The 15,802-nt window shown below is 72.3% G+C and carries 14 protein-coding genes; 3 read left to right on the forward strand and 11 right to left on the reverse strand.

What is annotated here, in order from left to right:
* Positions 1-139: 139 nt before the first annotated feature.
* Together ACWD01_RS33600 and ACWD01_RS33605 are read right to left on the reverse strand one after the other, a co-directional pair.
* A complete protein-coding gene (locus tag ACWD01_RS33600) occupies positions 140-1,339 on the reverse strand; it encodes an AI-2E family transporter (RefSeq protein WP_451167260.1) in 1,200 nt (399 codons plus the stop codon).
* A 96-nt stretch (positions 1,340-1,435) separates the two neighbouring features.
* Positions 1,436-2,110, reverse strand: coding sequence for a hypothetical protein (locus ACWD01_RS33605; RefSeq protein ID WP_451167261.1), 675 nt, complete (start codon positions 2,108-2,110; stop codon positions 1,436-1,438).
* Positions 2,111-2,455: 345 nt separating this feature from the next.
* Between ACWD01_RS33605 and ACWD01_RS33610 the strand changes: the two genes are divergently transcribed.
* Positions 2,456-2,923 carry a GNAT family N-acetyltransferase gene (locus ACWD01_RS33610; protein ID WP_451167263.1) on the forward strand — a complete coding sequence of 156 codons (468 nt, stop codon included), beginning with the start codon at positions 2,456-2,458 and terminating at the stop codon, positions 2,921-2,923.
* A gap of 393 nt (positions 2,924-3,316) precedes the next feature.
* Here the strand turns inward: ACWD01_RS33610 and ACWD01_RS33615 are convergent, their stop codons facing one another.
* Entirely contained in the window at positions 3,317-3,916 is a 600-nt protein-coding gene (locus tag ACWD01_RS33615; protein ID WP_451167265.1) for a TetR/AcrR family transcriptional regulator, read from the reverse strand.
* Between the two features lie 89 nt (positions 3,917-4,005).
* Here ACWD01_RS33615 and ACWD01_RS33620 point away from each other — a divergent pair, with 89 nt between their 5' ends.
* On the forward strand, positions 4,006-5,178 hold the full coding sequence (locus tag ACWD01_RS33620; protein WP_451167267.1) for a cytochrome P450: 1,173 nt from the start codon (positions 4,006-4,008) through the stop codon (positions 5,176-5,178).
* Positions 5,179-5,241: 63 nt separating this feature from the next.
* Positions 5,242-5,817: a GNAT family N-acetyltransferase gene (locus tag ACWD01_RS33625; RefSeq protein ID WP_451167269.1), complete on the forward strand. Its 576-nt coding sequence runs from the start codon at positions 5,242-5,244 to the stop codon at positions 5,815-5,817.
* 72 nt (positions 5,818-5,889) lie between these two features.
* On the opposite strand, the gene ACWD01_RS33630 is transcribed toward ACWD01_RS33625, so the two are convergent.
* The 8 genes from ACWD01_RS33630 to ACWD01_RS33665 form a co-directional block, all read right to left on the reverse strand.
* On the reverse strand, positions 5,890-6,285 hold the full coding sequence (locus ACWD01_RS33630) for a cupin domain-containing protein (RefSeq protein WP_451167271.1): 396 nt from the start codon (positions 6,283-6,285) through the stop codon (positions 5,890-5,892).
* A 39-nt stretch (positions 6,286-6,324) separates the two neighbouring features.
* Positions 6,325-6,816: an AAA family ATPase gene (locus ACWD01_RS33635; protein WP_451167273.1), complete on the reverse strand. Its 492-nt coding sequence runs from the start codon at positions 6,814-6,816 to the stop codon at positions 6,325-6,327.
* Between the two features lie 131 nt (positions 6,817-6,947).
* On the reverse strand, positions 6,948-7,181 hold the full coding sequence (locus ACWD01_RS33640) for a hypothetical protein (protein WP_356893061.1): 234 nt from the start codon (positions 7,179-7,181) through the stop codon (positions 6,948-6,950).
* A 169-nt stretch (positions 7,182-7,350) separates the two neighbouring features.
* Positions 7,351-8,037: a nucleotide exchange factor GrpE gene (grpE, locus tag ACWD01_RS33645; RefSeq protein WP_451167275.1), complete on the reverse strand. Its 687-nt coding sequence runs from the start codon at positions 8,035-8,037 to the stop codon at positions 7,351-7,353.
* Positions 8,034-9,926 carry a molecular chaperone DnaK gene (gene dnaK / locus ACWD01_RS33650; protein ID WP_451167277.1) on the reverse strand — a complete coding sequence of 631 codons (1,893 nt, stop codon included), beginning with the start codon at positions 9,924-9,926 and terminating at the stop codon, positions 8,034-8,036. Before dnaK ends, grpE begins: the two co-directional genes overlap by 4 nt.
* Positions 9,927-10,050: 124 nt before the next feature.
* Positions 10,051-11,025 carry a slipin family protein gene (locus ACWD01_RS33655; protein WP_451167279.1) on the reverse strand — a complete coding sequence of 325 codons (975 nt, stop codon included), beginning with the start codon at positions 11,023-11,025 and terminating at the stop codon, positions 10,051-10,053.
* A 131-nt stretch (positions 11,026-11,156) separates the two neighbouring features.
* Positions 11,157-14,633, reverse strand: a complete 3,477-nt coding sequence (locus ACWD01_RS33660) for an NACHT and WD repeat domain-containing protein (protein WP_451167281.1) — start codon at positions 14,631-14,633, stop codon at positions 11,157-11,159.
* Between the two features lie 174 nt (positions 14,634-14,807).
* Positions 14,808-15,683, reverse strand: coding sequence for a GyrI-like domain-containing protein (locus ACWD01_RS33665; RefSeq protein ID WP_451167282.1), 876 nt, complete (start codon positions 15,681-15,683; stop codon positions 14,808-14,810).
* Between the last annotated feature and the right edge of the window lie 119 nt (positions 15,684-15,802).

Genomic DNA, 15,802 nt, shown 5'->3' on the forward strand with positions numbered 1-15,802 from the left:
GTCCGTGACACGGGCTTGTCCATGCCGACAGCCGCCCGGACCCGGCCGAGCGTCCGCCATGCCGCGGCCAGGTCCGCGGCCCCGCCCCGCCGTTGCTTCGTCAGTGCTTCGTCAGTGCCCGTACTGCGACCTGCCGGCGCTACGACGGGACGGCGACGGTGTCGGTGTGCGGCTCGTCGCCCTCCGCCTGACCGCTCTCGGGCCGATCGCCCTCCGGTTCGCCGGACGCGGGCTCACCGGACGCGGGCCCGGACTCGTCGGGCTCGGGCTCCTGCGGCGGGTCGGTCAGCTGCTCGCGCAGATAGTTCCAGACCACCGCGATCAGCGCGGCGACCGGTACGGCCAGCAGGCTGCCCACGACGCCGGCCAGGCTCCCGCCCAACGTCACCGCCAGCAGGATCACCGCCGCGTGCAGGCCAAGCCCGCGGCTCTGGATCATGGGCTGGAACACATTGCCCTCGAGCTGCTGCACCACGACGATGATCGCCAGCACGAGCAGCGCGTCCGTCAGCCCGTTCGACACCAGTGCGATGAGCACCGCGACCAGACCGGCGAACAGGGCGCCCACGATCGGCACGAACGCGGACACGAAGGTCAGCACCGCCAGCGGAAGCACCAGCGGGACGTCCAGGATCCACAGCCCGAGGCCGATGAAGACGGCGTCGAGCAGGCCGACGAACGCCTGGGACCGCACGAACGCGCCGAGAGTGTCCCAACTGCGCGCGGCCACGGTCGGAATGTCGGCGGCGAGCCGGCCGGGGAGCTGACGGGCGAGCCACGGCAGGAACCGCGGGCCGTCCTTGAGGAAGAAGAACATCAGGAAGAGCGCCAGGACTGCGGTGACCACACCGCTGAACACGGTGCCCACTCCCGAGACGACCGTGGTGACCATGCTGCCGACGCTGTCCTGGACGCGGGCGGTCGCGGTGTCGAGCGCCCCGGTGATCTGGTCGTCGCCGATGTTCAGCGGCGGTCCGGCGGCCCACTCGCGGAGCTGCTGGATGCCTGCCACCACGCCGTCGGCGAGCTCGCCGGACTGGGAGGCCACCGGCACCGCGATCAGCGCCACGATGCCCGCGGTGGCGGAGAGGAAGAGCAGGGTCACCACCGCGGCGGCCAGGGCGGGAGGCCATCCGTGCCCGCGCAGGAAGCGGGCCAGCGGCCAGGTCAGCGTCGTGAGGAACAATGCCACGACGAGCGGCCACACGACCGGCCACATCCGGCCGAGAAGCCAGAGGGCCACCCCGGCCGCCACCAGGACCAGCAACAACTCGACGGAGACACGCGCCGAAGCGCGGAGCGCGGCGCGTGTTCTCGTGGAACTCAATGTGGCAGACATGGAGTTCACCCTATTCGTACTTCAGCCCCACCTATGTCCGGCCACCCACGGCGTACGGGCCCCGCCGGCACCCCGTACCGCCGGTGTCCGGCCGCGCTACGGCGTGTACGGGGCGTCGCTGTGGCGGACTTCGACCATGGCGGGCTCCATGACCCGGTAGTCGGCGGTCCGCCTGACCGTCACCACGGCCGCCGGATCGGTGTCACGGCGGGTGAGGTACACGACGGTCGCCTGCCTCGCGGGCGGCGTCGCCGCGTCGATCGAGACCACCGGTGTGCGGTCGCCGAGCGGGGCCGCGGCGGCCGGGACCGGGGTTCCGGCGTCGTTGCGCCAGGTGACGAGGGCGTAGAACCTGCCGGTGCCCCCGGAGGTGACCTTGATGGCGCCCACGGCGTCCGCCGCCGCGTCGCCCGTCATGTTCCCGATGCCGCACCGCGGCTGCAGCTCGATCACCACGCCGTCGCCCTCCCACCGTCCGTCCCGGAGGGCGATGTCCCCCTCGGGGACGTCGGGCAGTCGCAGGGATGAGTTCTGCAGCTCGGCGTTCCGCAGCTGGTCGCAGGTCAGCGCCCGTGCGGGGCCGCTGCCTCCGGGCCTCTTCGAAGCATCCGCCGACGGCTTGGCCGATTCCTTGCCCTCGCCCTTGCCCGGGTCACTGCCGGGTGTCTTCGAAGAGGCGGCAGGCTTGGGCCCCTTCGACCCCGAGCCGTCCCCGCCGTCTTCCGCGGGCCGGCACCCCACCGCGCCCGACGCCAGCGCGAGCGCGGCCACCAGCCCCGCACCCCGTCTCAGGCACCTCCTGGATCCCTTCACTGAAGGTCCCCCCTTGTCCGCTTCGTGCCGATCGCATGCGCGCTCGGCACGGTCGAAGACGCGCCATTTTCCACGATGGTTGCGGATACCGGGCACTGTTGTCGGACACGGTGCCCCATACGGTCCGCAACCGGTCCGGACGGCCCGGGTGTCCGGGAGACCTGCTTGCCGGCCAGTGCCAGGCCGGCGCCGTCCCGGAGGTCCGGGAAGCCCTGCGCGATGACGGCCGACGGGCCGAGACCCGCCTTGCGGGTGACGAGGGCGCGCAGCCCGGCCGGATCCGGGCTCTGCCAGACTGCTCGGGTGATCGTCAGAACAGCCGAAGAGCAGGACTTCCCGGGTTTCCTGGCCCTGGCGGCCCAGGTCGAGCACTGGTTCGGTCCGATGGTGGAGGACGCCGGCTTCCATGACGCCGTACGGGAGCACATACGCCGGTCCATGGCGCTCGTCGCCGTCTCCCCCGGCCGGCCGGAGCCCCTCGGCGGGCTGCTGTTCGGGGCGAAGGCGCCGGTCCACCACGTCCACTGGCTCGTGGTCTGCGAGTCGGCGCGGGGGCAGGGCGTCGGGCAGGCGCTGATGGCGGACTCCCTGCGCAGGTGGGTGCGCGGGCCCGCCACCCTCGAGGTGGTCACCTTCGGCGCCGGCCATCCGGGAGCCGTCGCCAGTGGTGCCCGCGACTTCTACGAGCGTCTCGGCTTCACCGCCGCCGAGGTCACGGAGCCGGGCCCGGAAGGCGGTTCGCGCCAGATCTTCCGGCGGGCCGTCGCCTGATCCGGCAGGCGAGGGTGCTGACGAGGCCGTACGGGAGACGAGCACGGCAAGGACCCGTGCGAGCAGCGGGCCTGCTCCCGCCGGAGCGGGTGACCCGGGCGTGTCCGCGCAACGGCCCCAGGGGACCTGAACCGGACACCCGTTCACGGGGTAGCTCGATGGGGTATTCCGTGCCCCCCGCCTCCCCACCGCCAGCATGATCGGACCGGCCGCACGGTGACGCCGCGCACCACGGCCGGGGATCGCTCTCGGAGGGCAGGTGCAGGTGCATGGCGCACACGAGGCAGCAGGGCCGGGGCGCCTGGACGAACAGGCCGTGCTGCTGGCCGCCGGACCGGCTGATCAAGAACTCCACACACCCCGAGCGACGGCGCGCCCCCGTGGACCCCGCGGTCACGCCGACGCTCGGGCAGCTTCCACGATGCCGTCCACGGCGCGGCCGATGCGCGCAGCGGCACGCTGCGGGTCGTCGGGCCGGCCGGCGTCCAGCCAGCCGACGACCGCCTCCACGGTGAACGCCGGGATCACCCGCGCCGCCCAGTCCAGCCAGGGCCCCTCGGGGATGAGCCGCGCCAGATTGCGCCGGGCGACCTCGGCGGAGGCCTCCGTGATGCTGTCCACCAGGTCGCGGAACTCCGGCTCACGGGCGGCGTGGCTGAACAGCAGCCGGAAGGCGTCCGCGTCGGCGTCGGCCGCGCCGATGAGCGCGGGGATGGACGAGCCGTCGAAGTCGTCCGTCCCCACCGTGCCCGCCACCCGCTCACAGGCCCGGTCCAGGGCCGCCCGGTACATGTCGGCCTTCGACTCGAAGTGCCGGTAGAGCAGCACGCGCGTGATGCCCGCCTCCGCCGCGACGTCGTCCAGGCCGGTGCTCGCGAAACCCGCGCGGGCGAAGGCGCGCGTCGCGGCGTCGAGGATCTGCTCACGCCGCTCCGCCCGCTTCATCCGCTTCACGGGCCCGGCCGCGGTGGCCTCGTTGTCGGCGGCTGCCATGACCCCCACCTCTCTTGTTTACATGCAAGTATACAACTACGCTTGTTTACGTCCACGTATACAAGTCTGCGTTTACGAGGGAGTCTCCCATGACCGCCCAACTGCCCTTCGACCAGCCCGGTCCCCTCCAGGTGCCCCCGCTGCTGCGCCGGCTCCAGACCGAGGGCCCGGTCCACCGGATCCGCACCCGGGTGGGGGACGAGGCCTGGCTGGTCACCCACTACGACGACGTACGCGCCCTGCTCGACGACGACCGGCTCGGGCGCTCCCACCCCGATCCCCGACACGCGGCCCGCTCCAGCGAGTCGGCCCTGTTCGGCGGCCCGCTGGGCGACCACACGACCGAGGAGACCGACCACCGGCGGATGCGCTCCCTGCTGCAGCCCCATTTCTCCCCTCGTCTGATGCGAGCCTTCCGCCACCGCGTCGAGGCGCTGACCGCGGAACTCCTCGACGACCTCGCGCGACAGCCGCAGCCCGCCGACCTCAATACCCATCTGGCCCTGCCCCTGCCGATCCTGGCGATCTGCGAACTGCTCGGAGTCCCCTACGAGGACCGGGAACGGTTCCGCGCCTGGACGCAGGCGGCGGCGGACATCAACGACAGGGCCCGCTCCGAACAAGGACTGGGAGACCTCTTCACGTACGGCCAGGGCCTCGTCGCCGCCAAGCGCCGTACGCCGGGCCAGGACGTGATCTCCCGGCTCTGCGCGACCGACGGCGTCGGCGACGACGAGATCGCCATGCTGTCGATGGCCCTGCTGTTCGCCGGCCACGAGACCACCGTCGTCCAACTCGGCCTGGGCGCGGTTCTCCTGCTCGGCGACCGGAGCCAGTGGCAGGCGCTGACCGGGGATCCTTCGCTCGTCCCGGGGGCGGTGGAGGAGATCCTGCGCGCACCGGGCAGGGGCGGCGGCGGCATACCGCGCTATGCGCGCACCGACCTGGAGATCGGCGGTGTCACCGTCCCGGCCGGCAGCCTTCTGATGCTCGACAACGGCGCCGCCAACCATGACGCCGCCGTGTTCGAGGACCCGGACCGGTTCGACATCGCCCGCCCCGCGGCGGCGTCCCACCTCACCTTCGGGCACGGCGCCCGCTACTGCATCGGCGCCCCGCTGGCCCGTATGGAACTCCAGGTCGCGTTCGCGCAACTCCTCGACAGGTTCCCCGACATGCGACTCGCCGTGGACGTCGACGACCTCACCGTACGGAAGGACGTCCTCACGGGCGGCATCGTCGCCCTGCCCGTCGTGTGGTGACCACGCGAGCAGCACCGGGAAATTCGGTGGCGGAGCGGCCTCGGCGGCGCCGAGGATCACGCCATGGGCTTCTTCCTGCGTACCGAGCGGATGGCGCTGCGACCGTTCACCGCCGACGACACGGACCGGCTGGCCGAACTCGACAGTGATCCCGAGGTGATGCGGTACCTCAACGGCGGTCGCCCCACGCCCCGGGACACCGTCCGCACCGTGCAACTGCCACGCCTCCTCCACCGCCACCCGTGCACCGGAACCCATGGTTTCTGGGCCGCCGAGACCAGGGACACGCAGACGTTCCTCGGCTGGTTCGAACTCCGCCCGCTGGACGACGGCAGTCCGGCGGTGGTCGAGCTCGGCTACCGCCTGCGCCGGGCCGCCTGGGGCCACGGCTACGCCACGGAGGGCTCGCGGGCCCTGATCCGCAAGGGGTTCACCGAGCTGGGCGCCGAGCGGGTGACTGCGAACACGATGGCGGTCAACGCCGGTTCACGGCGGGTGATGGAGAAGTCGGGACTGGCTTATGTCCGCACCTACTTCGGCGACTGGCCGGAGACCATCCCCGGCTCCGAGCACGGCGAGGTCGAGTACGCGCTGACGAAGAGCGAGTGGGAGCGGCGGACGTCGCGCCGCGCCGGCTGAGACACCCACCGAGCGGCAACACCGGGCAGCGGGGCCGTCGCCGCGGATGCCTGTGGCGGCGGCACCGTGCGGTCAGGTGCCGAGTGCGTGCCCCGTCGTCGCGTCCACGTGGTCGGGGATCTCGTCGTGGCGGTCGCCGACCGTCGGTGTGCCGGTGGGCTCGAAGAGCAGGAGTGCCGCACCGGTGGGGGCGTACGGCTTGTGCTCCGTGCCTCGCGGGACGGTGAAGACCGACCCCTTCGGAAGCCGGACCGTACGCTCCCCGGCCGGCTCGCGCAGAGAGATGTGCAGTTCGCCGTCGAGGACCAGGAAGAACTCGTCGGTGTCGTCGTGGGAGTGCCAGAGGTGTTCGCCCTCGACCTTGGCGATGCGTACGTCGTAGTCGTTGACGCGGGTGACGATGCGGGGGCTCCACAGTGCGTCGAACGAGGCGAGGGCTTCGCCGAGGGCGAGGGGTTCGTTGGTCATGTGTGCATCCTTGCCGGTTGAGCGCCGCCTGCGCGAGGGTCAGGGCCCGGCCGGGTCCCGCAGGAGCCGTACCCGGAAACCTCCGGCGCCGTCGAACCGTACTTCGTGCACGGCGTCGAAGCCGTCGGCGGCGGACGGGCGGCGCAGTTTGCGGAGGGTGGCGTGGACGCCGACGTCCGGGACGCGTTCCGGGCCTTCGCGGGCGGCGTTGCGCCGCAGCGATCCCTCGACGTCGGGCGGGAACCAGTACGCCGCCACCACGGCCCCCAGCTCGTGGCCCAGCTCGATCAGCGGCCCCCACTCCTCCGGGGACGGGTTGGTGTTGTCCACGGCCACCGGGGTCCCCGCGGTCAGGGCCTCCTCGACGAAGCGCATCTGCCGCCGCTGCTTGTTCCTGGCCGCCCGGGGGAACATGTCCTTGCTCACCAGGGCGTGGTCGGTGGCGAGCCGCTGCCGGTAGAAGGTCGACTTGCCCGCGGCCTGCAGCCCGACCAGCACCGCGACTTCGAGCCCGCGTCCGTCCACGGCCATCGCGTATCGCTCCTGTCCCTCCCGTACGGTGGCCGACCCGCTCGCCGCCGCGCCCCCACGGCGCGCCGCTCGGCGGTGACGCGGCCGCGGGGTGCGCCGGGCTCGCGCCGGCGGGGGCGCAGGGGCCGGGGTCAGCCGCCGATGCGGGTACGCAGCAGCTGCTTGCCCATCTCCGCGCCCTTGCGGCTGTCGGCCTGGGCCTTGCGGAACAGCTCGGCGACGTCGCTGTCGCCGTCGCGGTCCGCGTCCTGGATGTACGTCTCCAGCCGCAGGGCGTTGTTCAGGCAGCTCTCGACGTACCAGATCAGGTTGTAGTCCTTGTCCTTGGTACCTGTGACCCCGCCGGTTTCGGTGGTGCTGGCCATGCTGGACCCGCCTTTCGGTGTCGTGGATCGGGTGGCGCCCGCAGCCGGCCGGCGCTCCACCCCGGGACAGACCCGACCGTAGCGGCGTGGCGGGGCCGGGCCGGAGCAGCGGCGCTGGGCGACCGGGCCGTTCACACCAACGGCTGTGTCCTGCCGCCTCGACGCCGGCTCAGGGAGTCCCCGGCCCCGCCGTGTCGGCGGCCGGCGGACCGGTGACGGAGACCTGGGCGGGGCGCAGGAGTTGGTCCCCGACGCGGTATCCGTGCCGGAACACCTCCGTGCAGACGGCCTGGGCCGCGTCGTCGGACGAGGTGTAGGCGAGCGCTTCGTGGGTCCGCGGGTCGAAGGGCTCCCCCGGTTCTCCGACCGTACGCAGTCCGAGCGCCGCCAGCTGCTCGTCGAGCACCTCGGCCACCGCGCCGATCCCGTCGTCGGGCCCCTGCTTGCGTGCCCCTTCGAACGCGTCGAGTACGGGAAGCAGCGCGGCCAGGACGTTGGTCACGGCGATCTCCCGGATGGCCAGCCGGTCCCGCCGCACGCGCTTGCGGTAGTTGTCGTACTCGGCCTTCACGCGTTGCAGGTCGGCCGTCAGTTCGGCGTTCGCGTCGCGCAGGCGGGCCAACTCGGTCCGCGCGCGCCGCGGTTCGGCGGACTCCGGCCCTGCCGGCGCGTGGTTCTCCCGCCCGGCGGGCGCCTCGTAGGTCTCCCGCCCGGCGGGCGCCTCGTGCGGCGAGGGCGTAGCGGGCTCGGCCGGGCGGCGCGGCTGGAGGGTGACCGGGTCGATCCTGCGGCGGTCGCGGATCACGACGGGTGGCCGCCGGTCCGATGCGTTCCTGACGTCGGAGTCCTGGCTCATCCGGTGCCTCCCTTCTCCTCGTCGTCGTCCACGATCTCCGCGTCGACGACCTGGTCGTCCTGGTCCTCCGCCGCCGACGCCGTACCGGTGCCGGCCGTCCCGGCCGTACCGGCGCCCGCCCCCGCGCCCGCGCCCTCGGTCTGCGCCTGGGCGTACAGCGCGGACCCGATCCGCTGGGCGGCCGCGGTGGCCTTCTCGGTGGCGGTGCGGATCTCGGCGGTGTCCTCGCCCTTGAGCTTCTCCTTGACCTCCGCCAGAGCCGCCTGGGTCTCGGACCGTACGTCGTCGGGGATCTTGTCGCGGTTGTCCTGGAGCAGCTTCTCCGTCTGGTAGACGGTGCTCTCCGCCTGGTTGCGGGTCTCCGCGGCCTCCTTGCGGCGGCGGTCGTCCTCCGCGTGCTGCTCCGCCTCCCGGACCATGCGGTCGATGTCCTGCTTCGGCAGCGAGGAACCGCCGGTGACGGTCATCTTCTGCTCCCTGCCGGTGGCGAGGTCCTTTGCCGCGACGTGCATGATGCCGTTGGCGTCGATGTCGAAGGCGACCTCGATCTGCGGCACGCCGCGCGGGGCCGGCGGCAGACCGGTCAGCTCGAACACCCCGAGCTTCTTGTTGTACGCCGCGATCTCACGCTCGCCCTGGTAGACCTGGATCTGCACGGACGGCTGGTTGTCCTCGGCCGTCGTGAAGATCTCGGACCGCTTGGTCGGGATCGTGGTGTTGCGCTCGATGAGCTTGGTCATGATGCCGCCCTTGGTCTCGATACCGAGGGACAGCGGGGTCACGTCGAGGAGCAGGACGTCCTTGACCTCACCCTTGAGCACACCGGCCTGCAGCGCGGCGCCGATCGCGACGACCTCGTCCGGGTTCACGCCCTTGTGCGGGTCCTTGCCGGTCAGTTCCTTGACCAGTCCGGTCACCGCCGGCATCCGCGTCGAGCCGCCGACCAGGATCACATGGTCGATGGCCGCCACGTCGATCCCGGCGTCCTTGATCGCGTTGTGGAACGGGGCCTTGCAGCGATCGAGCAGATCGGCCGTGAGCTGCTCGAACTGGGCGCGGGTCAGCTTCTCGTCCAGATGCAGGGCGCCCTCGGCGGAGGCCGTGATGTACGGCAGGTTGATCGACGTCTCGGTGGACGAGGACAGCTCGATCTTCGCCTTCTCCGCGGCCTCGCGCAGACGCTGGAGCGCCATCCTGTCCTTGGACAGGTCGATGCCGTGGCCGTTCTTGAACTGCTTGACCAGATGGTCGACGATCCGCTGGTCCCAGTCGTCACCGCCGAGGTGCGTGTCGCCGTTGGTCGCCTTCACCTCGACCAGCCCCTCGCCGATCTCCAGCAGCGAGACGTCGAAGGTGCCGCCGCCGAGGTCGAAGACGAGGATCGTCTGGTCGTTCTCCTTGTCCAGCCCGTACGCCAGGGCGGCCGCGGTGGGCTCGTTGATGATCCGCAGCACCTTCAGGCCGGCGATCTCACCGGCCTCCTTCGTCGCGGTGCGCTGGCTGTCGTTGAAGTACGCCGGGACGGTGATCACCGCGTCGGTGACGTCCTCGCCGAGATACGCCTCCGCGTCACGCTTCAGCTTCTGCAGGACCCGTGCCGAGATCTCCTGCGTGGTGTACCGCTTGCCGTCGATGTCCCCGGAGTCCGGGAAGCGCCACTGGGCCTCGCCGATGTGCCGCTTGACGGAGCGTGCGGTGCGGTCGACGTTGGTCACCGCCTGGCGCTTGGCGAGCTCACCGACGAGCACGTCGCCGTTCTTGGCGAACGCCACCACCGACGGTGTGGTCCTGGCGCCCTCGGTGTTCGCGATGACCGCCGGTTCACCGCCCTCCAGGACACAGACCACGGAGTTCGTGGTTCCCAGATCGATTCCGACTGCTCGGGCCATGGCCGCCTCCTCAAGGTTGCCACCGCGGATCTGCCGTCCCCTCCTACATAAAACTTGAGTGCCCTGGAGTCAAGTAGCCGCCCGGAGGCCCCTGCCCGGCCGGTCGGCTCCGGGTGCGTCGTGGTCAGCCGCCTTCCCCCTGAAGGGGCAGCCGGCCGCCGGAGGCCACGGGACCGGGCCGCTCGGGGACGGGCGTCTCCAGCATGGGCGTCTCCTCAGCCGCCGCCTCGTCCTTCTCCGCCGTCTCCTCCGTCCGGCCCTTCGCCGCCGTCCCGCCCGTGAGCGAACCGAGCGCGTCCGCCAGCTTCTCGGCGCTCTGCTGTTGCTGCTCGCGTTCCCTCGGGGTGGACCGTTCCAGGAAGCGCAGCAGCTCGACGGGGAAGGGCAGGACCAGGGTCGAGTTCTTCTCGGCGGCGACCGCCACGACGGTCTGCAGCAGCCGCAGTTGCAGGGCGGCCGGCTCGTCGGCCATCGCACCGGCCGCCTCCGCCAGCTTCTTCGACGCCTGCAGCTCGGCGTCGGCGTTGATGACGCGCGCCCGCCGCTCGCGGTCCGCCTCGGCCTGCCGGGCCATCGACCGCTTCATGGTCTCGGGCAGGGAGACGTCCTTGATCTCCACCCGGTCGATGGTGACGCCCCACTCGACGGCGGGGCTGTCCATCATGAGCTCCAGCCCCTCATTGAGCTTCTCCCGGTTCGAGAGCAGATCGTCGAGGTCGCTCTTGCCCAGGATCGAACGCAGGGAGGTCTGCGCCATCTGGGAGACCGCGAACCGGTAGTCCTCGACCCGGATGATCGCGTCGGCCGGGTCGACCACCTTGAAGTAGATGACCGCGTCCACCCGGACCGTGACGTTGTCCCGCGTGATGCCGTCCTGCGCGGGCACCGGCATGGTCACGATCTGCATGTTCACTTTGTGCATCCGGTCCACGCCCGGGATGATCATGGTGAATCCCGGCATGCGTATCCCGCCGTGCAGCCGCCCGAAGCGCAGGACCACCCCTCGCTCGTACTGCTTCACCACCCGGGCGGCCGCCGCCACGTACGCCACCACACCGGAGCCCGCCAGGGCCAACGCTGTCAGCAGATCCTCGACCATGACAGCCACCTCCTCCAGGAACGGGGCCCATTTTCGGGATATACCCCTTTTGCCAACCCTTGACCCGATCGGCGGACAGCGGATCGGGCCGGGGGCAGACGGGGGCGCCGGCCGAAGGCCGGCGAGCCGGCTCAGTCCGCCGGCGGCAGGAGGAAGGCGCGCCGTTCCTCCGCGGTCGGCATCCGGAAGACGCGCGAGCGGGCCCGGCGCAGCAGGACGTCGAGGTCGGGGTCGGTCAGGTCCCAGATGCGTACGGTCCGGTCGCGGGACGCCGTCGCCAGCCGCGAGCCGTCCGGGTGCCAGCTCAGGCCGTTCGCCCAGTCGGCGTGCACGCCGACCACGGCGATCTGTGCGGCGGTGTCCGGATCCCACAACCGGACCGTCCGGTCGCGCGACACCGAGGCGATACGGGTGCCGTCCGGCGACCAGGCGACGTCCTGGACCCGGTCCTCGTGGCCCGCCATGACCGCGAGCTGAGTCCCGTCGACCGGGTCCCACAGCCGGATGGTGCGGTCGCGTGAGCCGGTCGCGAGCCGGCGGCCGTCCGGCGACCAGTCGATCCTCCAGGGGTGGTCCCGGTGGCCGTGGAGCGTGATGACGGGCGTGCCGTCGTCGGCGTCCCAGACGATGACCCTCCGGTCGGTGGCGGAGGTGGCGAGCCGGCGGCTGTCCGGCGACCAGGCCGCCCCGCTGATCCAGTCGTCGTGGCCGCGCACCGCCATACCGCGGGCCAGTACGTGCACGACCTGGGCGGTGTCCGCGTCCCAGATCCGGGCCGTGCTGTCGCGCGACGCGGTGGCGATGCGGCGCCCGTCGGGCGACCAGGCGACCGTGGACACCTCGTCCGTGTGGCCGCGCAGCACCATGCCCTCGCCGGTTCCGTCGGCGGCCCGGATCACGGCGGAGCCGTCCCGCAGCGCCGCCACCAGGCGCGTTCCGTCGGGCGCCCACGCCACGTCGGACATCTCGCCGCCGTCGCGGAGCACTGCGGTCCGCCGCCCGGTGGCGGCCTCCCAGATCCGTACGGTGCCGTCCTGCGAGGCACCGGCCACCCGTGTGCCGTCCGGCGACCAGGCGGCCTGCCACACCGAGTCCTCGTGGCCGCGCAGCACGTCCGCCCGGTCCCCGACGTCCCAGACGGCCAGCAGCCGGTCACGGGACGCCGTCGCCACCTGCCGTCCGTCCGGGGACCAGGCGATCGCGTACAGGGTGTCGGTGTGTCCGTTCAGCCAGGTCCGTGCGTCGCCCGAGCCGTTGCGGGCGAGGTCCCAGACGCGGGCCGTCCGGTCCTGGTCCCCGGCGGCCAGCCGAGTCCCGTCCGGGGACCAGGCCAGGCAGTAGAGGCCGTCCATGCTTTCGAGCTTGTGTTCCACGGTCCAGTCGCGCGTGGACCAGATCCGTACCGTGCGGTCCCTGGAGGCGAGGCGGCTGCCCTCGGGTGACCAGCGCACCGCTTCGACGATGTCCTGGTGGTCGGTGAGCACATGCCGCACGTCGCCGGTGGCCGCGTCCCAGACGCGCACCGTCCCGTCCTCGCCCGAACTGGCGATGTGCCTGCCGTCCGGTGACCAGTGCACGCTCCACACCATGCGCTCGTGTCCGTGGAGCTGGGCCCCTTCGGCGTAGGTCCGGGCGTCCCAGACGCGCAGTACCCGGTCGCTGCCCGCGGAGACGAGACGGGATCCGTCGGGCGACCAGGCCACGGCGGCGAGGCCGTCGCGGGGTGCTCCCGCGGCGCTCGTGTGGTCGAGGACGGCGAGCTGGGCCCAGGTCGCGGTGGACCACACGCTCACCAGGCCGTTCCGTGCGGCGCAGGCGAGTCTGCCGCCGTCGGGCGACCAGGCCATGTCGCGCAGGAAACCGCCCGGGGCCTCGACGACCACCGGGCCGGTGTCGTCGTCGCCCGCGGGCCAGACGCGGATCCTGCCGTCGCCGCAGCACGCGGCCAGCCGTGTGCCCTCCGGCGACCAGGCGACGCCCGTGACGGAGTGACCGAACCCCTGCCGGACCGTACGGAGCCGGGACGCGCCCAGCGCGGTCTGCAGTGCCAGCGCTGACGTCGGCGTCGCCGCGCACTCCTCCACGGCGGCGAGTGCCGCCATGACGGCCGAATCCGGCTCGCGCTCGACGTTCTCAAGCACCCGGACGGCCACCGCGTCCGCCGTGAGCGCCATCGTCGCCCGGTCGGCCCGCGTCGAGCGGTCCACGAACTCGCGCACGAGAGGTGCCGCGCCGAGCGTTCGGGCGGACTGCGTCATCCACTGCCGCGCGACCAGGAGACGTTCCCCGGCGAGGAGGTACGCCGTCGGCCGGCCGGCGTGCTCCCAGTCCTGGGCCCAGCGCTCCAGTTCGGTGCGGCGGCGCAGCTCCTCCCCGCGTGCGACGACCGCCTGCCTCAGGGGTGCCCAGCGGCGAAAGAGGGCCTCGTGTGCGACGTCCAGGGTGCCTTCGTCACCGATGAGCAGCCGCCCGGCGACGAAGGCGTCGGCGACCTCGCGCTCCTCGGACGTCAGGTCGGCGCGGTGGACGCGGCGACGGGTGGGTTCGGTGCCGTCCACGGTGACGAAGTGCAGCAGCGTGGCCATCACGGGCGCGTCGGCTCCCAGTTCGGCGGTGATCCGGTCGGCCCGGTCGGACATGGCTCCGGCCACGCCGCCGAGGGCGCGGTAGGTCTCCTCCGTCACGGTCCCACCCGGTCCTCCGGCGCGCAGGTACAGCTCGTGCAGCGTGTACGCGAGCAGTGGGAGCGCGTCGCCGCCACCGCAGTCGTCGACCATCCGGGCGACCACGCCCGGAGCGAACGTCAGGCCGGCCTGTTCCGCGGGCTTCTCGATGACCTCGTACAGCTCCTCCCGCCCCAGCGGGCCGATCGCCATCGGGCCGCGTACCAGCTCGGACAGGCCCGCCTCCAGGAACCGGGTGAGAAAGTCCGAGCGCAGAGTGGCCACGGCCCACAGTCGCGGGTCGGCGGAGAGGGCGTCGCCCACCGCCGCGACGAACGCGTCGCGTTCCTCGGGCCCGCAGAGGGTGAGCAGTTCCTCCAGCTGGTCGACGACGAGCAGCGCGGGGCGGTCGGCGGGGAGTTCCGCCAGTCGTCGCCGCAGCGTGCCGACCGGGTCGGAGCCGGGCGAGAACGGCTCAGCGACCGTCCACCGTCCGCGCCGCCGGGCCAGCGCGGGCAGCAGCCCGGCCCGTACCAGCGACGACTTCCCGCTGCCGGACGGCCCGACCACCGTCACGAACCGGTGGGCCCGCCCCGGCACGGCGGGATGCAGCCGCGCCACCAGCTCGGCGATGTCCCGGTCCCGGCCGAAGAAGACCGCCGCGTCGCTCTCCTCGAAGGGTTCGAGCCCGGGGTAGGGCGGCTCGGCCCGGTTCCACACCCGGCGTACCGGCGGCGGCCGTTCGAGGTGGTGAAGCCATATCTGACCGACGACCAGGAGGACCAGGGCCACGCCCACCGCCGGCACGGACCATTCCCGCAACAGCCGCAGCAGCAGCGGCACATCGCCCTCGGCGCCGGTCGCGTAGTTCGTCGCGATGCCCAGTAACGCCCCTACGAGGATGAGCAGGACATCGAGGGCGAGCTTGAGCGGGCGTCGATCCATGATCCGACAACCTATCGGCCGCCGTGGGGAGTTGCGCAGGAGCATGGCCACAAGGCGGCCCTGCGGCCAGGAGACGAACGCGGCGAGCACCGTGCCGGCCGCGCCACAGAGGTGGGACACGCCCGGGACGGCGGCGTGGCGTCCTCGCGCCGCCACGCCGCCGCCCTGCTGCCGTCAGCCGGTCCCGGCCTCCGTCCGCTCGACGGGGATCCACAGCCGCGCCTCCGCGTCCGCCCCGTCCCGCGACACCTCGGCGCTCAGGATCTCGGGGCCGGGCCTGCTGCGGTACGGGTTGGACGGGAACCACTGGGTGAACACGTCGCGCCACAGGAACTGGACCGCCTCCGGCAGCCGGCCCGAGCTCTCGAACACCGCCCACGTCCCGGCGGGCACGGTGAGGCTGTCCATGTCCTCGGGGACGTCGGCCCCCGTCGCGACCCCGTGGTAGTAGTCGAGCTCGGTCCCCTCCGCACGGCTCTCGTCGACGTTGACGCTGACGTTCAGCAGGCCGCTCGGCTCCTGGTCCGACAGCGCCTCCATACGCTGCCGGGTCTCCTCTCCGATGCTCCGCATGAAGGCGACGATCGCCGGGTTCATCCCTTCGTGGACGAGCGGCACCCGCGCCTTCCTGCCCACCACCCGGAACTCGTCCTTCTCCACGACCCGGTACCGCATGCTCGTACTCCCTTCGACGACGAGGCGGAAGGACATCCGGGGCTGCGAGTTCAGCGTCGCGCCGTCGCGCCGGGCCTCGCCCGGGCCCACGCCGTGCACGGCACGGAAGGCGCGCGCGAAGGACTCGCCCGAGCCGTAGCCGTACCGCACCGCGATCTCCAGCAACGTCCGCCGCCCGTCGAGCACTTCGGCCCCCGCGACGGTGAGCCGCCGGCGGCGGACGTACTCCGACAGCGGCATGCCCGCCAGTGCGGAGAACAGCCGCCGGAAGTGGTACTCCGACGTGACGGCGATCCGCGCGAGCTCTGCGACCTCGACGCGCTGGTCGAGACGCTGCTCGAGGTACTCCATGGCCTCGTTCAGGCGCTCCAGCACTCCGGTCTCCTTCCCTTACGACCACGACGCTACGGAGCGTCCACCCTGCCGGACCCGACATCCTGTGCCCGGTCCGGTCGGGTGCGGCCGCGGAGCCGATACGGGGCGGGCGGCGGGCA

It is taken from the genome of Streptomyces sp. NPDC002835 (genome assembly GCF_053591995.1).

Coding starts and splice junctions, on each gene's coding strand:
- ACWD01_RS33600 (WP_451167260.1), bottom strand. CDS start 1,339: ATGTCTGCCACATTGAGTTCCACGAGAACACGCGCCGCGCTCCGCGCT.
- ACWD01_RS33615 (WP_451167265.1), bottom strand. CDS start 3,916: ATGGCAGCCGCCGACAACGAGGCCACCGCGGCCGGGCCCGTGAAGCGG.
- ACWD01_RS33620 (WP_451167267.1), top strand. CDS start 4,006: ATGACCGCCCAACTGCCCTTCGACCAGCCCGGTCCCCTCCAGGTGCCC.
- ACWD01_RS33625 (WP_451167269.1), top strand. CDS start 5,242: ATGGGCTTCTTCCTGCGTACCGAGCGGATGGCGCTGCGACCGTTCACC.
- ACWD01_RS33630 (WP_451167271.1), bottom strand. CDS start 6,285: ATGACCAACGAACCCCTCGCCCTCGGCGAAGCCCTCGCCTCGTTCGAC.
- ACWD01_RS33635 (WP_451167273.1), bottom strand. CDS start 6,816: ATGGCCGTGGACGGACGCGGGCTCGAAGTCGCGGTGCTGGTCGGGCTG.
- ACWD01_RS33640 (WP_356893061.1), bottom strand. CDS start 7,181: ATGGCCAGCACCACCGAAACCGGCGGGGTCACAGGTACCAAGGACAAG.
- grpE (WP_451167275.1), bottom strand. CDS start 8,037: ATGAGCCAGGACTCCGACGTCAGGAACGCATCGGACCGGCGGCCACCC.
- dnaK (WP_451167277.1), bottom strand. CDS start 9,926: ATGGCCCGAGCAGTCGGAATCGATCTGGGAACCACGAACTCCGTGGTC.
- ACWD01_RS33655 (WP_451167279.1), bottom strand. CDS start 11,025: ATGGTCGAGGATCTGCTGACAGCGTTGGCCCTGGCGGGCTCCGGTGTG.
- ACWD01_RS33660 (WP_451167281.1), bottom strand. CDS start 14,633: ATGGATCGACGCCCGCTCAAGCTCGCCCTCGATGTCCTGCTCATCCTC.